Here is a 14,211-nt window from a genome sequence, read left to right on the forward strand (position 1 = left end):
CTATCTATCGCTTGATTGCGTCTGTGTTGTGCCCTGCGGCGCCGAAGGCACGTTGCCGCGCCCCAGCGCGCCACCCTTGGGCACCAGCAGCTCCATGCGCACGCGCCCCGGCGCCTGGCCTGCCTGGATGGCGGCCGCGGGCTTGAGGTAGGCGTAAAGCTGCAGCACGGTGCTGACGTAGTTCTGTGTTTCGGGGTAGTTCGGAATGCGGTTGCCAGCCCTTTGCACCGCGCCCTCGCCGGCGTTGTAGGCGGCCAGCGCCAGCTCGAGCTGCCCCGGGTACAGCGCCATCAGGTCGCGCAGGTAGCGCGAACCGGTGGCGATGTTCGTGCGCGGATCGAAGAGCTTGCCTTCCAGCGTCGACTTGGCGTCGGTGCGCAGGCCGTAGCGCTGCGCGGTGTCCGGCATCACCTGCATCAGGCCGATCGCGCCCTTGGGCGATACCGCCTGGGCATCGAAGCCCGACTCCGTGGCGATCAGGGCCTGCAGCAGCTCATAGTCGATGGCGTGGGCGCGCGAGGCATCCCGCAGGGCCCGCTTGGCGCCTTGGTAGCCCGGCGACGCGTCGAACATGACCAGCAGGCTGCGCGCGGCAGGCGTTGCTCCCTTGCCGCGCGGCGGCGCCAGGCCTTTGGCGGTGTCGAAGCTCTGGCCGTCCTTGAAGAAGAGCTGGTAGCGCGCATCCAAAGGCTCGGACGCGAAATGCGCCCCGCCCTTTTCATCCACGTAGCCGTAGATGTTGGCGGCGCGCGCGCCCCCCGCAGCAAGTGCGAGCCAGGCCAGCACGGCCAGCCACTTAAATGTCGACCTCGACATCATCGCCGCGCAATTCCATGAGTTCGCGCCGCGCCGCCGCCTCGCCCTTGCCCATGAGCTTGGTGATCTCGCTCTGGGTCTGGACGAAGTCGAGCCGGCCCAGGCGCACCTGCAGCAGGCGCCGGGTGTCGGGGTTGAGGGTGGTTTCCCACAGCTGCTCGGCGCTCATCTCGCCCAGGCCCTTGAAGCGGCTGATGGTCCAGGCGCCTTCACGCACGCCGTCCTTGCGCAACTTGTCGAGGATGGCGGTGAGCTCGCCCTCGTCCAGCGCGTACATCTTGGCCGCCGGCTTCTTGCCGCGCGCCGGCGCGTCCACGCGAAACAGCGGCGGCTTGGCCACGTAGACGTTCCCGGTGTCGATCAGCTTCGGGAAATGGCGGAAGAAGAGGGTGAGCAGCAGCACCTGGATGTGCGAGCCGTCCACGTCCGCATCCGACAGGATGCAGACCTTGCCGTAGCGCAGGCCCGAGAGGTCGGGCGTGTCGTCGGGGCCGTGTGGATCGACGCCGATGGCCACCGAGATGTCGTGGATCTCGTTGTTGGCAAACAGCCTGTCGCGCTCCACTTCCCAGGTGTTGAGCACCTTGCCGCGCAGCGGCAGGATGGCCTGGCTTTCCTTGTCGCGGCCCATCTTGGCGCTGCCGCCGGCCGAGTCGCCCTCGACCAGGAAGACTTCGTTGTGGGCGATGTCCTTGCTCTCGCAGTCGGTGAGCTTGCCCGGCAGCACGGCCACGCCCGAGCCCTTGCGCTTTTCCACCTTCTGGCCCGCGCGCTGGCGAGTCTGCGCGGCCTTGATGGCAAGCTCGGCCAATTTCCTGCCGTAATCGACGTGCTGGTTGAGCCACAGCTCGAGCGCCGGGCGCACGAAGCTGGACACCAGCCGCACCGCATCGCGCGAATTCAGGCGCTCCTTGATCTGGCCCTGGAACTGCGGGTCCAGCACCTTGGCCGACAGCACGTAGGAAGCGCGCGCGAACACGTCTTCGGGCAGCAGCTTCACGCCCTTGGGCAAGAGCGAGTGCAGCTCGACAAAGCTCTTGACCGCGTTGAACAGGCCGTCGCGCAGCCCGCTCTCGTGCGTGCCGCCGGCGCTGGTGGGAATCAGGTTGACGTAGCTCTCGCGCACCGGCTGGCCTTCTTCGGTGAAGGCCACGCACCATTCGGCGCCCTCGCCTTCGGCGAAGCTGTCGGCGTTCTTGTCGGCATAGCCCGTGCCCTCGAACAGCGGGATCACCGGATCGCCATTGAGGGTCTGCATCAGGTAGTCGCGCAGGCCGCCCTTGTAGAGCCACTGCTGCGTTTCCTTGGTCTTTTCGTTGACCAGGGTGACGGCCACGCCGGGCATCAGTACCGCCTTGCTGCGCAGGAGGTGCGTCAGCTCGTGGATCGGCAGCGCATGCGATTCGAAATATTTTCCGTCGGGCCAGGCACGAACCGTGGTGCCCAGGCGGCGTTCGCCGGATTCGGCGGGCCGCACCTGCAGGGGCTCGATCACGTCGCCCGCCGAGAAGGCGAGACGCGCCACCTGGCCTTCGCGGTGCGACTGCACCTCGAGCCGCTTGGACAGCGCGTTGGTCACGCTCACGCCCACGCCGTGCAGGCCGCCCGAGAAGCTGTAGGCCCCGCCGGAGCCCTTGTCGAACTTGCCGCCCGCGTGCAGCCGGGTGAAGACCAGCTCCACCACCGGCGCCTTTTCCTCGGGATGCAGGCCGAAGGGAATGCCCCGGCCGTCGTCCTCCACGCTGACCGAGCCGTCGGCGTGCAGGGTGACCTTGATCTTCTTGCCATAGCCGGCAAGCGCCTCGTCGGCGGCGTTGTCCAGCACTTCCTGGATGATGTGCAGCGGGTTGTCGGTGCGGGTGTACATGCCCGGCCGCTGCTTGACGGGCTCGAGCCCCTTGAGGACCCGAATCGAGCCCTCCGAATACGCGGGAGTGGTTGCCATGGGGGCGGATTGTAGTGACCGGCGGGGCACTTTACTGGATACTCATACAGTGCGCGCCGGACTGAAGAGCCGCTCGCTCAGAAAATCGATGAAGACCCGCACCTTGGGCGGCAATTGTCGTCCCGAGGGCCACATGACGCGCAGCGCAATGCTCTGCGGCTCGACATGCGCGCGCAGCACGCGGCGCAGGAGCCCCTGGTCCAGCGCCTCGCGCGCGCTGAAGTCCGGCAACAGGGCAATGCCGCGGCCGCGCAGCGCGAAGCACAAGCGGGTCTCGATGTTGTTGCAGACCATCGAGACCGGCACGCGCGGCGGCGCGCCGTCCTCGCCAGAAGGCAGTGGCCATGCCTCGATCTTGCCGGTGGCCGGGTAGCGGTAGTGCAGGCAGGCATGGCGCGCCAGTTCCGCCGGCGTTTGCGGCTCGCCGTGGCGCGCCAGGTAGTCGGGAGACGCGACCAGCCATTGGGTGAAGGCACCCAGCCGCCTTGCCGACAGGCGCGAATCGTGCGGCTCGCCGGTGCGCAGCACGGCATCGAAGCCCTCTTCGATCACGTCGACCAGGCGGTCGCTGAAGTCCAGGTCCAACACGATGTCGGGGTAGGCGGCCATGAAGTCTGCCAGCGCCGGCAGCACCAGGCCGCTGACTACCGGCAGGCTGACCCGCAAGCGCCCGCGCGGTGCGCCGGCCGAATGCGACAGTTCCGCCTCGGCCGCCTCGATCTCGGCCAGCACGCGCCGGCTGCGCGCCAGGAACTGGACACCCTCGGCCGTCAGCGTGATGCTGCGCGTGCTGCGGTGGAACAACCGCACGCCAAGCCGCTCTTCCAGCCGCGCCACGCGCTTGCCCACGGCCGACGCCGAAACGCCGAGCGCCCGCCCGGCGGCCACGAAGCTGCGGGTCTCGGCCACCTGCACGAAAACATTGAAGCCACTGAGGCTGTCCATGGGTGTTTCCTCATTACGGACATTGATGTCCGGCTTGAACGGAACTCTACCCATCTTTATCCGCAGTCGCGGCCTGCCTATCGTGCGGTGCATGTCCATTTCTTCAAGTTCAACGATGCACCCACCCTCTTCCACCCCCGAGCCGCGCCTGCCGCTGTCGGGCCTGCTGGCACTGGCCGCGGCGGGCTTCCTCACCTTGCTCAACGAGGCCCTGCCGGCCGGCCTGCTGCCCCAGATCGCCGACGGCCTGGGCGTGACCCAGGCGCTGGTGGGACAACTGGTGACGGCCTATGCCATCGGTTCCCTGCTGGCGGCGATCCCGCTGGTGGTGGCCACCCGCGGCTGGCGGCGCCGACCGCTGCTGCTGGCGGCCATCGCCGGCTTCATGGTCGTCAACTCGGTGGTGGCGCTGTCGCCGCACTACGGACTGACCCTGGTGGCGCGCTTTCTGGCCGGCGTGTTTGCCGGTCTGGTGTGGTCGCTGCTGGCCGGCTATGCGGCGCGCATGGTGGCGCCCGGGCAGGGTGGCCGCGCCATCGCGGTCGCCATGCTGGGCATCCCGCTGGCGCTGTCGCTGGGCATTCCGGCCGGCACCTGGCTCGGCGCGGCGCTGGGCTGGCGCTTTGCCTTCTGGGGCATTTCGTTGGTCGCGCTGCTGCTGCTTGCCTGGGTGCGCTGGCAAGTGCCGGACTTCGCAGGTCAGGAGGCGGGCCAGCGCCGCAGCCTGCGCCAGATCGTGGCGCTGCCGGGGCTGCGTCCGGTGCTGCTGGTGATGCTGGCGGCGGTGCTGTCGCACAACATCCTCTACACCTACATCGCGCCGATCCTGGCGCGCTCCGGGCTGGCCACGCAGGTGGAGCGGGTCCTGCTGGTGTTCGGGCTGGCTTCGGTGGCCGGGCTGTGGATCGCCGGCACGCTCATCGACCAGCGGCTGCGCGCCCTGGCGCTGCTGAGCACGGCCGCCTTTGCACTGGCGGCGCTGGCGCTGGCCGCGCTGGGCGCACAGCCAGGCGCGGTCTGGCTGGGCGTGGCGCTCTGGGGCCTGAGCTTCGGCGGCGCACCCACGCTCTACCAGACCGCCGCCGCGCAGACTGCCGGCGAGGCGGCCGACACCGCGCAGTCGATGCTGGTCACGGTCTGGAACATCGGCATTGCCGGTGGCGGCCTGGCAGGTGGCGCGCTGCTCGATGCGCGCGGCGCCCAGGTGCTGCCGTGGGTGGCCGTGCTGCTTCTGCTGGCGGCGCTGTTGCTGGCCTATCGCGCCTGCGCGCACGGATTTCCGCCCACCGCGCGCCAGCGCGCCCGCGCGTTGGCAGCCGGCTGAAGGCAGCCGCCTTGGGGCCGGGCGGGCATTTGATGCGGCGCGCGCATTGATTCCGCGCAGGTTATTCATGAATCGCGCCGAGGCTCATGGCCTCTTTTGGCTACATTTGCCCGCCATGAACTCCACCCAACCCTTGAGCCTGCGGCAGGTGCTGCTGTGCGGCGCCCTGATCGTCACCCTGTCGATGGGCATCCGCCATGGCTTCGGCCTGTGGCTGCAACCAATCACCCAGGCGCAGGACTGGTCGCGCCAGACTTTCTCCTTCGCGCTGGCGGTGCAGAACCTCTCGTGGGGCGTGATGGGCGTCTTTGCCGGCATGCTGGCCGACAAGTTGGGGGCCGCCAAGGTGCTGGTGCTGGGCGCCGTGATCTATGCCCTGGGCATGGTGGGCATGGCCCTGTCGACCACGCCGCTGATGTTCACCCTGACCACCGGCGTGCTGGTCGGCGCGGCCCACGCCGGCACCACCTATGCCGTGATCTACGGCGTGATCGGGCGCCAGATTCCGGCTGAAAAGCGCTCCTGGGCCATGGGCGTGGCCGCCGCGGCCGGTTCCTTCGGCCAGTTCCTCATGGTGCCGGTAGAAGGCCAGCTGATCGCGCAGTTGGGCTGGCAGAACGCCCTGCTGGTGTTGTCAGCCGCCACCTTGCTGATCGTGCCGCTGGCCATGGGCCTGCGCGAGCCACGCCACGGCGCCGGCCAGGCGCATCGGGAGCAGAGCATCGTCCAGGCGCTGGCGGAAGCCTTTCGCTACCCGAGCTTCAAGCTCCTGATGGCGGGCTACTTCGTCTGCGGCTTCCAGGTGGTGTTCATCGGCGTGCACATGCCCAGCTACCTGCGCGACCAGGGGCTGGGCCCCGAAGTGGCCAGCTACGCGCTGGCGCTGATCGGCCTGTTCAACGTGTTCGGCACCTACATCGCCGGCTCGCTGGGCCAGCGGCTGGCGCGGCGCAAGATCCTGGCGGCCATCTACCTGGGGCGCGCCATTGCCATTGCCATCTTCCTCGCGGTGCCGATCTCGCCGGCCTCGGTCTACGTGTTCTCGGCGGTGATCGGCTTCCTGTGGCTGTCCACCGTGCCCCCGACCAACGCCATCATTGCCGGCATCTTCGGCGTGTCGCACCTGTCGATGCTGAGCGGCTTCGTCTTCCTGTCGCACCAGGTGGGCTCCTTCCTGGGCGTGTGGCTGGGCGGCTTCCTGTACGACCGCACCGGCAGCTACGACGTCGTCTGGTGGCTGTCCATCGCGCTGGGCGTGTTCGCGGCCCTGATCAACCTGCCGGTGCGCGAAGGCGCCATTGCCCGGCCGACGCGCCCGGCCGCGCAAGCCGCCTGAGGCCGGGAAGACAGCGACAATCGCCGGATGCAACACGAGACGCGCCGCCACCTGCAGCACGCCGCCTGGCTGGCCGCGGCGGCGGCGGTGCTGGCCGCGGTGTTCGTGCTCTACACCCGCCCGACTTTTCTCGTGACGCTGGTCGACCAGGTCTGGTCATGCTTTTGAAGACCATGGCGAGCGACGCGCATCTCGCCCTGGCCACCCCTTCCGACTGGATCCAGCGCTGGTCGCACCTGCTGCCGGCCGGCGGCCGCGTGCTGGACGTGGCTTGCGGGAGCGGGCGCCACATGCGCTGGTTTTCCGGACGCGGCCACCCGGTCACCGGCGTGGACCGCGACGAACAGGCGCTGGCCAGCGCCAGCGCCTTCGGCCAGACCGTGCTGGCCGACATCGAGGCAGGCCCCTGGCCCTTCGCCGGCCAGGCCTTCGACGCGGTGGTGGTCACCAACTACCTCTGGCGCGCGCGCCTGCCCGACATCGTGGCCGCGGTGGCGCCCGGCGGGGTGCTGCTCTACGAAACCTTTGCGCGGGGAAACGAAAGCGTGGGCAAGCCTTCGCGCCCGGACTTCCTGCTTGAAAACGGCGAACTGCTGCGCGCCGCCGCCGATTTGCGCGTGGTGGCTTACGAGGACGGGTTCCTTGCCGCGCCGGAGCGCTTCGTCCAGCGCATCGCCGCCGTGCGGCCCGCCAATCACCCGGGAGAAACCCCTCCCCGCTATCCGTTGGCGCCAGGGGGCTGAGGTACCGGCCGGAGGTCCGGCCCCGGTAGAATGAGGACTTTTCGTCCCAAAGAGACACCCCCTTGCAGCAACTGACTGGCAGCATCGTCGCACTCGTGACGCCGATGCATGAAGACGGCAGCGTCGACTACCCGGCCCTGCGCCGCTTGATCGACTGGCACATCGAAGAAGGCACCGATTGCCTTGGCGTGGTCGGCACCACGGGCGAGTCGCCCACGGTCGACGTCGAAGAGCATTGCGAAATCATCCGCGTCTCGGTCGAGCAGGCCAAGGGACGCGTGCCCGTCATGGCGGGCTGCGGCGCCAATTCCACGGCCGAGGCGATCGAGCTGGCCAAGTTCGCCAAGGGCGTCGGCGCCGATTCGCAATTGCAGGTCGTGCCCTACTACAACAAGCCCACGCAAGAAGGCCAGTACCGGCACTTCAAGGCGATTGCCGAAGCAGTCGGCGACCTGCCGACGGTGCTCTACAACGTGCCCGGCCGCAGCGTGGCCGATATGGCGCACGACACGGTGCTGCGTCTGGCGCAGGTGCCCGGCATCATCGGCATCAAGGAGGCCACCGGCAACATCGAGCGTGCGCAGTGGCTGATCCGCGAAGTGCCCAAGGGCTTTGCCGTGTACTCCGGTGACGATCCGACCGCCGTGGCGCTCATGCTGTGCGGCGGCCAGGGCAACATCAGCGTCACGGCCAACGTGGCGCCGCGCAAGATGCACGAACTGTGCGTGGCCGCCATTGCCGGCGACGTGAAGCGCGCGATGCAGATCCAAATGGAACTTCTGCCCCTGCACCGCCATCTGTTCGTGGAGCCCAACCCGATCCCGGTGAAGTGGGCCATGTCCCGGCTCGGCCTGTGCGGCGGCACCTTGCGCCTGCCCCTGACCGAGCTGTCCGAAGGGGCTCGCCCCGTGGTCGAGGCCGCACTGCGCCAGAGCGGCCTACTCAAGGATTGACCGAAAAGACGCCTCCAGCGCCGCCATGCAAGCCGGCAACCCATTGCGCACCCGCGGGCCAGACGCCCGCCGCGCATAGATCGGCTCCCCGAGACCTCGCGCCCATCCACCCAGGAAGAAACCCCTTGAATACCCTATCGCGCCTCGCATTGCTGGCCGTCGCCGCCAGCCTTGCCGCCTGCTCCGTGTTCGAGAGCGACAAGATCGACTACAAGAGCGCCGGCAAGGTGCCCACGCTGGAAGTGCCGCCCGACCTCACGCAGCTGTCGCGCGACAACCGCTACGTCGTGCCCGGCGCCCCCGTGTCGGCCAACGCGATGCAGGCCAGTATGGCCAACGCGCCAAGCGCCCCCACGGCGTCGAGCGCGATCGGCGACGTGCGCATGGAGCGTTCCGGCTCGCAGCGTTGGCTGGTGGTCAACCGCTCGCCCGATCAGCTGTGGGACCCGATCCGCGACTTCTGGATGGAGAACGGCTTTTTGCTGTCCACCGATCAGCGCAACATCGGCATCATGGAAACCGACTGGGCCGAGAACCGCGCCAAGCTGCCGCAGGACGTCATCCGCGGCACGCTGGGCAAGCTGGTCGATTCGCTCTACTCCACCGGCGAACTCGACCGCTTCCGCACGCGCCTGGAGCGCAGCGGCAACGGCACCGAAATCTTCGTGAGCCACCGCGGCATGACCGAGGTCTATTCCAACAGCAGCAAGGACCAGACGATCTGGCAGCCGCGCCAGGCCGATCCCGAGCTGGAAACCGAGTTCCTGCGCCGCATGATGGTCAAGCTGGGCGTGCCGCAAGAGCAGTCCAAGGCCATGCTGGCCGCCGGCGCGCCGCCCGTGGTGCAGCGCGCCACGGTGAGCGTGGAGAACGGCCAGCCCACGGTGCGCATCAACGAGAACTTCGACCGCGCGTGGCGCCGTGTCGGCCTGACGCTGGACCGCACCGGCTTCACCGTCGAAGACCGCGACCGCGCCGCCGGCACCTACTTCGTGCGCTACGTGCCGCCGGACCGCAAGGAGCCCGGCACCCTGGCCAAGATCCTGAGCTTCGGCCGTGCCGGCCAGGACGCCAAGCCGCTCAAGCTGCGCGTGCAGGTCAAGAGCCAGGGCGAGGCAAGCATCATCAGCGTGCTCAACGACACCGGCGCACCTGACACGACCGACAACGCCAAGAAGATCGTCCAGGTCATCGCCGACGACATGAAGTAGGGCCATGCTGCGCTTCCGAAGCCTCGGCAGCGGCAGCACCGGCAACGCCACACTGATCGAAGCCGGCAGCGGCGGGCACACCACCCGCCTGCTGATCGATTGCGGATTCGGCCTGCGCCACCTGGAGGCGCGCCTAGCGCGCGCCGGCCTGGCGCCCACCGACATCACCGCCATCTTCATCACCCACGAGCACGGCGACCACATCGGTTGCGCGCATGCCTTCTCGCGACGCCACGACGTTGCGGTGTGGATGAGCGAAGGCACCTGGCTGGCCAGCGGCGCGCGCGACTACGAAGGCCGCGTCTTCTTTGCCCGCGACAGCGAAGCGATCGCGATCGGCGAACTGCAGTTGCGTCCCTTCACCGTGCCGCACGATGCGCGCGAGCCGCTGCAGCTGCGCTGCAGCGACGGCGCGCGGCACCTGGGCATCCTGACCGACCTCGGACATGCCACGCCGCACGTCATTGCGCAGCTCGCGGGCCTCGATGCGCTGCTGCTGGAGTTCAACCACGACAGCGAACTGCTTGCCGGCTCCGGCTATCCGCCTTTTCTCAAGCAGCGCGTCGGCGGCAGGTGGGGCCATCTGTCCAACGACGCCGCAGCCGGCATTGCCAAGGCACTCAGCCACGCCAGCCTGCGCCACCTGGTGGCCGCCCACCTGAGCGAACAGAACAACCGGCCAGAGATCGTGCGCACGATCATGGCGCAGGTGCTCGGCGCCCATGCCGACGAGATGCTGACGGCCAATGCGGCCGAGGGCACGCCCTGGCTCGACGTCTGATCGGCCGTCAAGCGGCCCAATGAAAAAGCCGCCCGAGGGCGGCTTTTTCATGCTCGGGGCAATCGCCCTCTCACTATTGCTTCTTCGGTGCCGAAGCGGCTGCGTCGGCAGCGGCCTTGCGCGCGGCTTCCGTGGCCTTGTTGGCTTCATCCAGTGCGGCTGCCGAATCCGATGCCGGTGCTGAAGGTGCAGGCGCGGCAGCAGGTGCGGCCGGCGACGGCGGCGGTGCCGGAGCCGGGGTGACTGCCGCGGGCGGCGGCGTATTGACGGCCGGCGCAGAGGTCTCCTGCTTGCCGCACGCGGTCAACGCGGCAGCACCGATCAGCGAAGAGACGAGCCAGACGGATTTGTTCATGAGTGCTCCTTGTTAGCGAGTCGAGGACCAAAAAATTCTAGCCCCGGCATATGGCACAACCATGGCACGACCGTGTATCAAAGGGTGTTTGCGGCCTTGGCCTACAGGCCCAGCGTGGTGATCGGAAAGCCCGCGCGGCTCGCGCGCAGGCATTCGTCCAGTGCTTCGCGCAAGGCGCGACGGCCCAGCGCGTCGGTGCCGCTGTGCCCGTTGCAGCGCTCGACGTCGAGCCGGCGCAGTGCCCAGCCGGGCGTCCAGATGGCGCTGGGCACCGCGGGCAGGCCCGCGCCCCGGCACACGCGCGCGTCGACGATGTGACCCCACATGCGGCGCCAATGCACGAAGCGTGCGTGATGGCGCTCGAACACGTCGAAGCGCTCGGCCAGCAGCGTCAGGCGGCGCCCCGCTGCCGACCACTTCTGCAAGGCCTCGGCCACGGCGCGCTCGCCCAGCGGCCAGTCGGCAAAGTCGGGGTCGCTCCAGACCCACTCGCGCCAGCCTTCGCGCGCCGCGGCATCGAGCGCGCTGCGGATCAGATCCGCAAACGCCTCGGGGCCGGCAAAGGGGCCCGCGGGCAGCGCAGAGGCGCCGGCGGGCGCAGGCTCAATCGGCATGGGCCCAACCTGCTTCGCACCAGTCGCGCAGCAGCGCCAGTGCGTCATCGCTGGCACCGGCCAGCTCCTTGGCGGCGAGTTCGCGCCGATCCGCCAGGCGGCGCATCAAGGTGGCATCGCGCCCGCCGGCGCGAAAGCTCTCGCCATTGATGTAGACGTGGCGCGCGTCGTAGAGCATGCGGGTACGGCGATCCAAGGCAAGGCGCTGCCAGGGTTCGTCGGGCGGCTCGCCTTCGTCGAACCAGACGTTGGCTTTGGGCTCGGTCATCGATTCGCCAAGCGCGCGCTCGATCGCATCGGGTTCGCGCAGCGCCAGCGCCACCGCCTCGCGCGCGAAAGCCTGCAGCGCCTCGGGCATGGCAGCCGGCGCGTCGACCGCGCCCTGGCCCGGGTCACGGTAGTGCGTGTGGGCCGAGCTCAGCGGCGCCGCGTGCTCGAGCTCTTCTGCATGCGCCTCAGCCACGCGCGCCAGCAGGTCGGCGCCCAGGTGGCGCTTGGCGGGCGAGCGCAGGCCGATGGAATAGGTCATGCAGTCGCCGCCCTCGGCCACGCCGTCGTGTGCATAGCGCGGCGGCAGGTACAGCATGTCGCCGGCTTCGAGCACGAAGCTCTCTTCGGGCTCGAACTGTTCCAGTATCTTCAGCGGCACGCCTTCCTGCAGCCGCATGTCGCGTTGCCGCCCGATCGACCAGCGGCGCCGGCCGGCCGCCTGCAGCAGAAACACGTCGTAGCTGTCGAAGTGCGGGCCGACGCCGCCCTGGTCGCTGGCATAGCTGATCATCAGGTCGTCCAGCCGGGCGTCGGGCACGAAGCGGAATTGCCGCAAGAGCGAATGGATGCCGTCGTGGTGCAGGTCCACGCCTTGCAACAGCAGGGTCCAGCCGGGGCGGCTGGCCGGCGGCAGGGCGCGGCGGTTGAAGGGGCCGTGGCGCAAGGTCCAGATCTTGTCCTTGGCGCCGCGCTGGATCAGGCGCGATTCAACGCCCTCTTGTGCAGCAAGGTCGAGCAACGCCGCACGGGCGATCGGTGGCACCATGGCAGGCACAGCGCCGCGGATGAGAAGGGGTTTTTTCTGCCAGTAGCGGCGCATGAATTGCTGGGGGCTGATGCCGCCCAGCAGGGCCAGTGGCGATTGGATGTCCATGGGACAATTCTCGTATGGAAATCACAGAACAATGCGTGGTCGCGCTGACCTGGACGCTCCGGGACACACTGGGCGACCTGCTCGATGAACTCGACGAGCCGGTCGAGTTCCTGGTGGGCGGCGACGACCTGCTCAAGGCCATCGAAGCCGTGTTGCAAGGCCACGAACCGGGCGCCAAGTTGCAGTTGCACCTGGAGCCCGAGCAGGCCTTCGGCGACTTCGACGAGGAACTGATCTTTCTCGAACCACGCGCCGCCTTCCCCAAGGAGCTCGAAGAGGGCATGACCTTCGACGGCGCGGCATTGCCCAAGGGCACCAGCGCCGGCCTGCCGACCGACAAGCTCTACACCGTGACCGAAATCTACCCCGAGCATGTGGTGCTCGACGGCAACCACCCGCTGGCCGGCATCGCCTTGAGGCTGGACCTGACGGTGGTGGCAGTGCGCGAAGCCACCGAGGAAGAAATCGGCAGCGGCACCACGGGCTCGGGCTTCTTCAAGGTGCAAACCATGGCACCGGGCAACGACACCATGCACTGAAGGAGTCCGGCGCGAAGCGCACAAAAAAGCCGGGCACTTGCCCGGCTTTTTCTTTGGCGTGGATGCGTTTCAGATGCGTGAAATCTGATTGCCGTCGATGCGCACCCGGTCGCCCACACGCAGGTCGCCGGGGCTGGACACGTCGAAGGCGCGGTAGTTGCCGTTGTCGGTCTGGATCGATACGCGATAGCTCTGGTAGACGCGTGGAGCGCGGTTGTTCGCCTCGATCGCATTGCCCAGCAGAGCGCCGCCGACCAGGCCCAGCGCAGTGGCCGCGGCACGGCCGCTGCCGTGGCCGATCTGGTTGCCCAGCACGCCACCCACCACGCCGCCGGCCACCGCGCCGCCGCCGCTGGTAGGACCGCCGTTCGTCTGGGTCTGCAGCACCTCGATGTTCACCACGCGCCCATAGGCTGCGTACGGCGCCGGCGTGGCGGCGATGGGGTATGGCGCCGGCGAATAGGGGTAGGTGGTGGTCTGCTGGTAGTACGGGGCCGGCGCCACGCAGGCAGTCAGGGCGGCCAGTGCCACCGCGCCAAGGCCCAGTCGGGCGAATCGGAATCGGTTGTTGAGCGTGTTGTTCATGATGGTGTGCTCCTCGTCGTCGTCAATACGGTGCGCTGTGCGCATTCCATGTGACAGATACAACGCACCCTTCACCCATTTCGAGCACAGGGTTTCACGCCGGGTTCCCGGCTTTACCTGCCTGAAACAGGCGCCTTGCTCTTCAGTGCTTGCCGGTCGAGCCGTAGCCGCCCTCGCCCCGCTCGCTGGGCGGAAACTCGGCCACCAGGTTGAACTGCGCCTGCACCACCGGCACGATCATCAATTGCGCCAGGCGCTCCATGGGCTGCAGCACGAAAGGCACGCTGCTGCGGTTCCAGGCGCTCACCTTCAGTTCGCCCTGGTAATCGCTGTCGATCAGGCCGACCAGATTGCCCAGCACGATGCCGTGCTTGTGGCCCAGGCCCGAGCGCGGCAGGATCAGCGCCGCATAGCCGGGGTCGGCCAGGTGGATGGCGATGCCGGTGCCCACCAGCTGCCAGCCGTTGGGCTCCAGGGTGATCGGCGCGTCCAGGCAGGCGCGCAGGTCGAGGCCGGCACTGCCGGGGGTGGCATAGGCGGGCAATTGCTCGGCCATGCGGGGATCAAGGATGCGGACGTCGATTCTCATTTGTTCTTGCGTTGTGCAATGCCGTGCTGCTGCAGGCTGTTTTCCAGTTTCTTGAGTGCCAGCCTGAGTCCGTGCACCAGCGGGTGTTCGGTCGGCAACTGCTGGCCCGGCGCGCCGAAGAGCGCCCGGGCGCGGGCGGCCGCCTGTTCCTGCTCAGGCTGCGGCAACACCGGCTCGGACGGCGGCGCCTCGCCCTCTTCCCCCTGCACCAGCATCCCATGCTGGGCAGGTTGCGCGGAAGCAGCGGCGCGCAGCGCGGCCTGCGCCGTCAGCCGCTCCACATAGCTTGCGAAGTCGCCGTTGGGCGGTGTGTCCCACTGCGGATTCATGG

17 protein-coding genes are annotated in these 14,211 nt (G+C 68.4%); 8 read left to right on the top strand and 9 right to left on the bottom strand.

Annotation, left to right across the window (positions count from 1 at the left end):
* The 3 genes from ACIPRI_RS01255 to ACIPRI_RS01265 are packed head-to-tail and all read right to left on the bottom strand — an operon-like array spanning nucleotide 1 to nucleotide 3,706.
* Nucleotides 1-819: a lytic transglycosylase domain-containing protein gene (locus ACIPRI_RS01255; RefSeq protein WP_446587683.1), complete on the bottom strand. Its 819-nt coding sequence runs from the start codon at nucleotides 817-819 to the stop codon at nucleotides 1-3.
* Nucleotides 797-2,761, bottom strand: a complete 1,965-nt coding sequence (locus ACIPRI_RS01260; RefSeq protein WP_446587685.1) for a DNA topoisomerase IV subunit B — start codon at nucleotides 2,759-2,761, stop codon at nucleotides 797-799. The genes ACIPRI_RS01255 and ACIPRI_RS01260 overlap by 23 nt, the downstream gene beginning before the upstream one ends.
* A 42-nt stretch (nucleotides 2,762-2,803) precedes the next feature.
* Nucleotides 2,804-3,706, bottom strand: coding sequence for a LysR family transcriptional regulator (locus tag ACIPRI_RS01265; protein ID WP_446587687.1), 903 nt, complete (start codon nucleotides 3,704-3,706; stop codon nucleotides 2,804-2,806).
* 115 nt (nucleotides 3,707-3,821) lie between these two features.
* On the opposite strand from ACIPRI_RS01265, the gene ACIPRI_RS01270 reads away from it, so the two are divergent.
* From ACIPRI_RS01270 to ACIPRI_RS01300, 7 genes are all read left to right on the top strand, one after another.
* Nucleotides 3,822-5,030, top strand: coding sequence for an MFS transporter (locus ACIPRI_RS01270; protein WP_446587689.1), 1,209 nt, complete (start codon nucleotides 3,822-3,824; stop codon nucleotides 5,028-5,030).
* Nucleotides 5,031-5,145: 115 nt separating this feature from the next.
* Nucleotides 5,146-6,366: an MFS transporter gene (locus ACIPRI_RS01275; RefSeq protein ID WP_446587691.1), complete on the top strand. Its 1,221-nt coding sequence runs from the start codon at nucleotides 5,146-5,148 to the stop codon at nucleotides 6,364-6,366.
* A gap of 27 nt (nucleotides 6,367-6,393) precedes the next feature.
* Complete coding sequence (locus tag ACIPRI_RS01280) at nucleotides 6,394-6,534, top strand: hypothetical protein (protein ID WP_446587693.1); 141 nt, start codon at nucleotides 6,394-6,396, stop codon at nucleotides 6,532-6,534.
* Nucleotides 6,525-7,109: a class I SAM-dependent methyltransferase gene (locus tag ACIPRI_RS01285; protein WP_446587694.1), complete on the top strand. Its 585-nt coding sequence runs from the start codon at nucleotides 6,525-6,527 to the stop codon at nucleotides 7,107-7,109. Before ACIPRI_RS01280 ends, ACIPRI_RS01285 begins: the two co-directional genes overlap by 10 nt.
* 62 nt (nucleotides 7,110-7,171) lie before the next feature.
* A complete protein-coding gene (gene dapA, locus ACIPRI_RS01290; protein WP_446587695.1) occupies nucleotides 7,172-8,062 on the top strand; it encodes a 4-hydroxy-tetrahydrodipicolinate synthase in 891 nt (296 codons plus the stop codon).
* Between the two features lie 125 nt (nucleotides 8,063-8,187).
* Nucleotides 8,188-9,273: an outer membrane protein assembly factor BamC gene (gene bamC / locus ACIPRI_RS01295; RefSeq protein ID WP_446587697.1), complete on the top strand. Its 1,086-nt coding sequence runs from the start codon at nucleotides 8,188-8,190 to the stop codon at nucleotides 9,271-9,273.
* Nucleotides 9,274-9,277: 4 nt separating this feature from the next.
* Nucleotides 9,278-10,054, top strand: coding sequence for an MBL fold metallo-hydrolase (locus ACIPRI_RS01300; RefSeq protein ID WP_446587699.1), 777 nt, complete (start codon nucleotides 9,278-9,280; stop codon nucleotides 10,052-10,054).
* 73 nt (nucleotides 10,055-10,127) lie between these two features.
* On the opposite strand, the gene ACIPRI_RS01305 is transcribed toward ACIPRI_RS01300, so the two are convergent.
* The 3 genes from ACIPRI_RS01305 to ACIPRI_RS01315 all read right to left on the bottom strand — a co-directional run bounded on the left by ACIPRI_RS01305 (nucleotide 10,128) and on the right by ACIPRI_RS01315 (nucleotide 12,167).
* Nucleotides 10,128-10,409, bottom strand: a complete 282-nt coding sequence (locus ACIPRI_RS01305; RefSeq protein WP_446587701.1) for a hypothetical protein — start codon at nucleotides 10,407-10,409, stop codon at nucleotides 10,128-10,130.
* Between the two features lie 101 nt (nucleotides 10,410-10,510).
* Nucleotides 10,511-11,023 carry a hypothetical protein gene (locus ACIPRI_RS01310; protein ID WP_446587703.1) on the bottom strand — a complete coding sequence of 171 codons (513 nt, stop codon included), beginning with the start codon at nucleotides 11,021-11,023 and terminating at the stop codon, nucleotides 10,511-10,513.
* Nucleotides 11,013-12,167 carry a JmjC domain-containing protein gene (locus tag ACIPRI_RS01315; RefSeq protein WP_446587705.1) on the bottom strand — a complete coding sequence of 385 codons (1,155 nt, stop codon included), beginning with the start codon at nucleotides 12,165-12,167 and terminating at the stop codon, nucleotides 11,013-11,015. The genes ACIPRI_RS01310 and ACIPRI_RS01315 overlap by 11 nt, the downstream gene beginning before the upstream one ends.
* Nucleotides 12,168-12,181: 14 nt before the next feature.
* Between ACIPRI_RS01315 and ACIPRI_RS01320 the strand changes: the two genes are divergently transcribed.
* Nucleotides 12,182-12,706 carry an FKBP-type peptidyl-prolyl cis-trans isomerase gene (locus ACIPRI_RS01320; protein ID WP_446587707.1) on the top strand — a complete coding sequence of 175 codons (525 nt, stop codon included), beginning with the start codon at nucleotides 12,182-12,184 and terminating at the stop codon, nucleotides 12,704-12,706.
* Between the two features lie 69 nt (nucleotides 12,707-12,775).
* On the opposite strand, the gene ACIPRI_RS01325 is transcribed toward ACIPRI_RS01320, so the two are convergent.
* The 3 genes from ACIPRI_RS01325 to ACIPRI_RS01335 all read right to left on the bottom strand — a co-directional run bounded on the left by ACIPRI_RS01325 (nucleotide 12,776) and on the right by ACIPRI_RS01335 (nucleotide 14,209).
* Complete coding sequence (locus tag ACIPRI_RS01325) at nucleotides 12,776-13,291, bottom strand: glycine zipper 2TM domain-containing protein (RefSeq protein WP_446587709.1); 516 nt, start codon at nucleotides 13,289-13,291, stop codon at nucleotides 12,776-12,778.
* A gap of 142 nt (nucleotides 13,292-13,433) precedes the next feature.
* On the bottom strand, nucleotides 13,434-13,880 hold the full coding sequence (gene dut, locus ACIPRI_RS01330; protein WP_446587711.1) for a dUTP diphosphatase: 447 nt from the start codon (nucleotides 13,878-13,880) through the stop codon (nucleotides 13,434-13,436).
* Nucleotides 13,877-14,209 (bottom strand): hypothetical protein, encoded by a 333-nt coding sequence (locus ACIPRI_RS01335; RefSeq protein ID WP_446587713.1) that lies wholly within the window; start codon nucleotides 14,207-14,209, stop codon nucleotides 13,877-13,879. The genes dut and ACIPRI_RS01335 overlap by 4 nt, the downstream gene beginning before the upstream one ends.
* Nucleotides 14,210-14,211 lie beyond the last annotated feature (2 nt).

The sequence above is a fragment of the Variovorax sp. LARHSF232 genome (assembly GCF_052871435.1).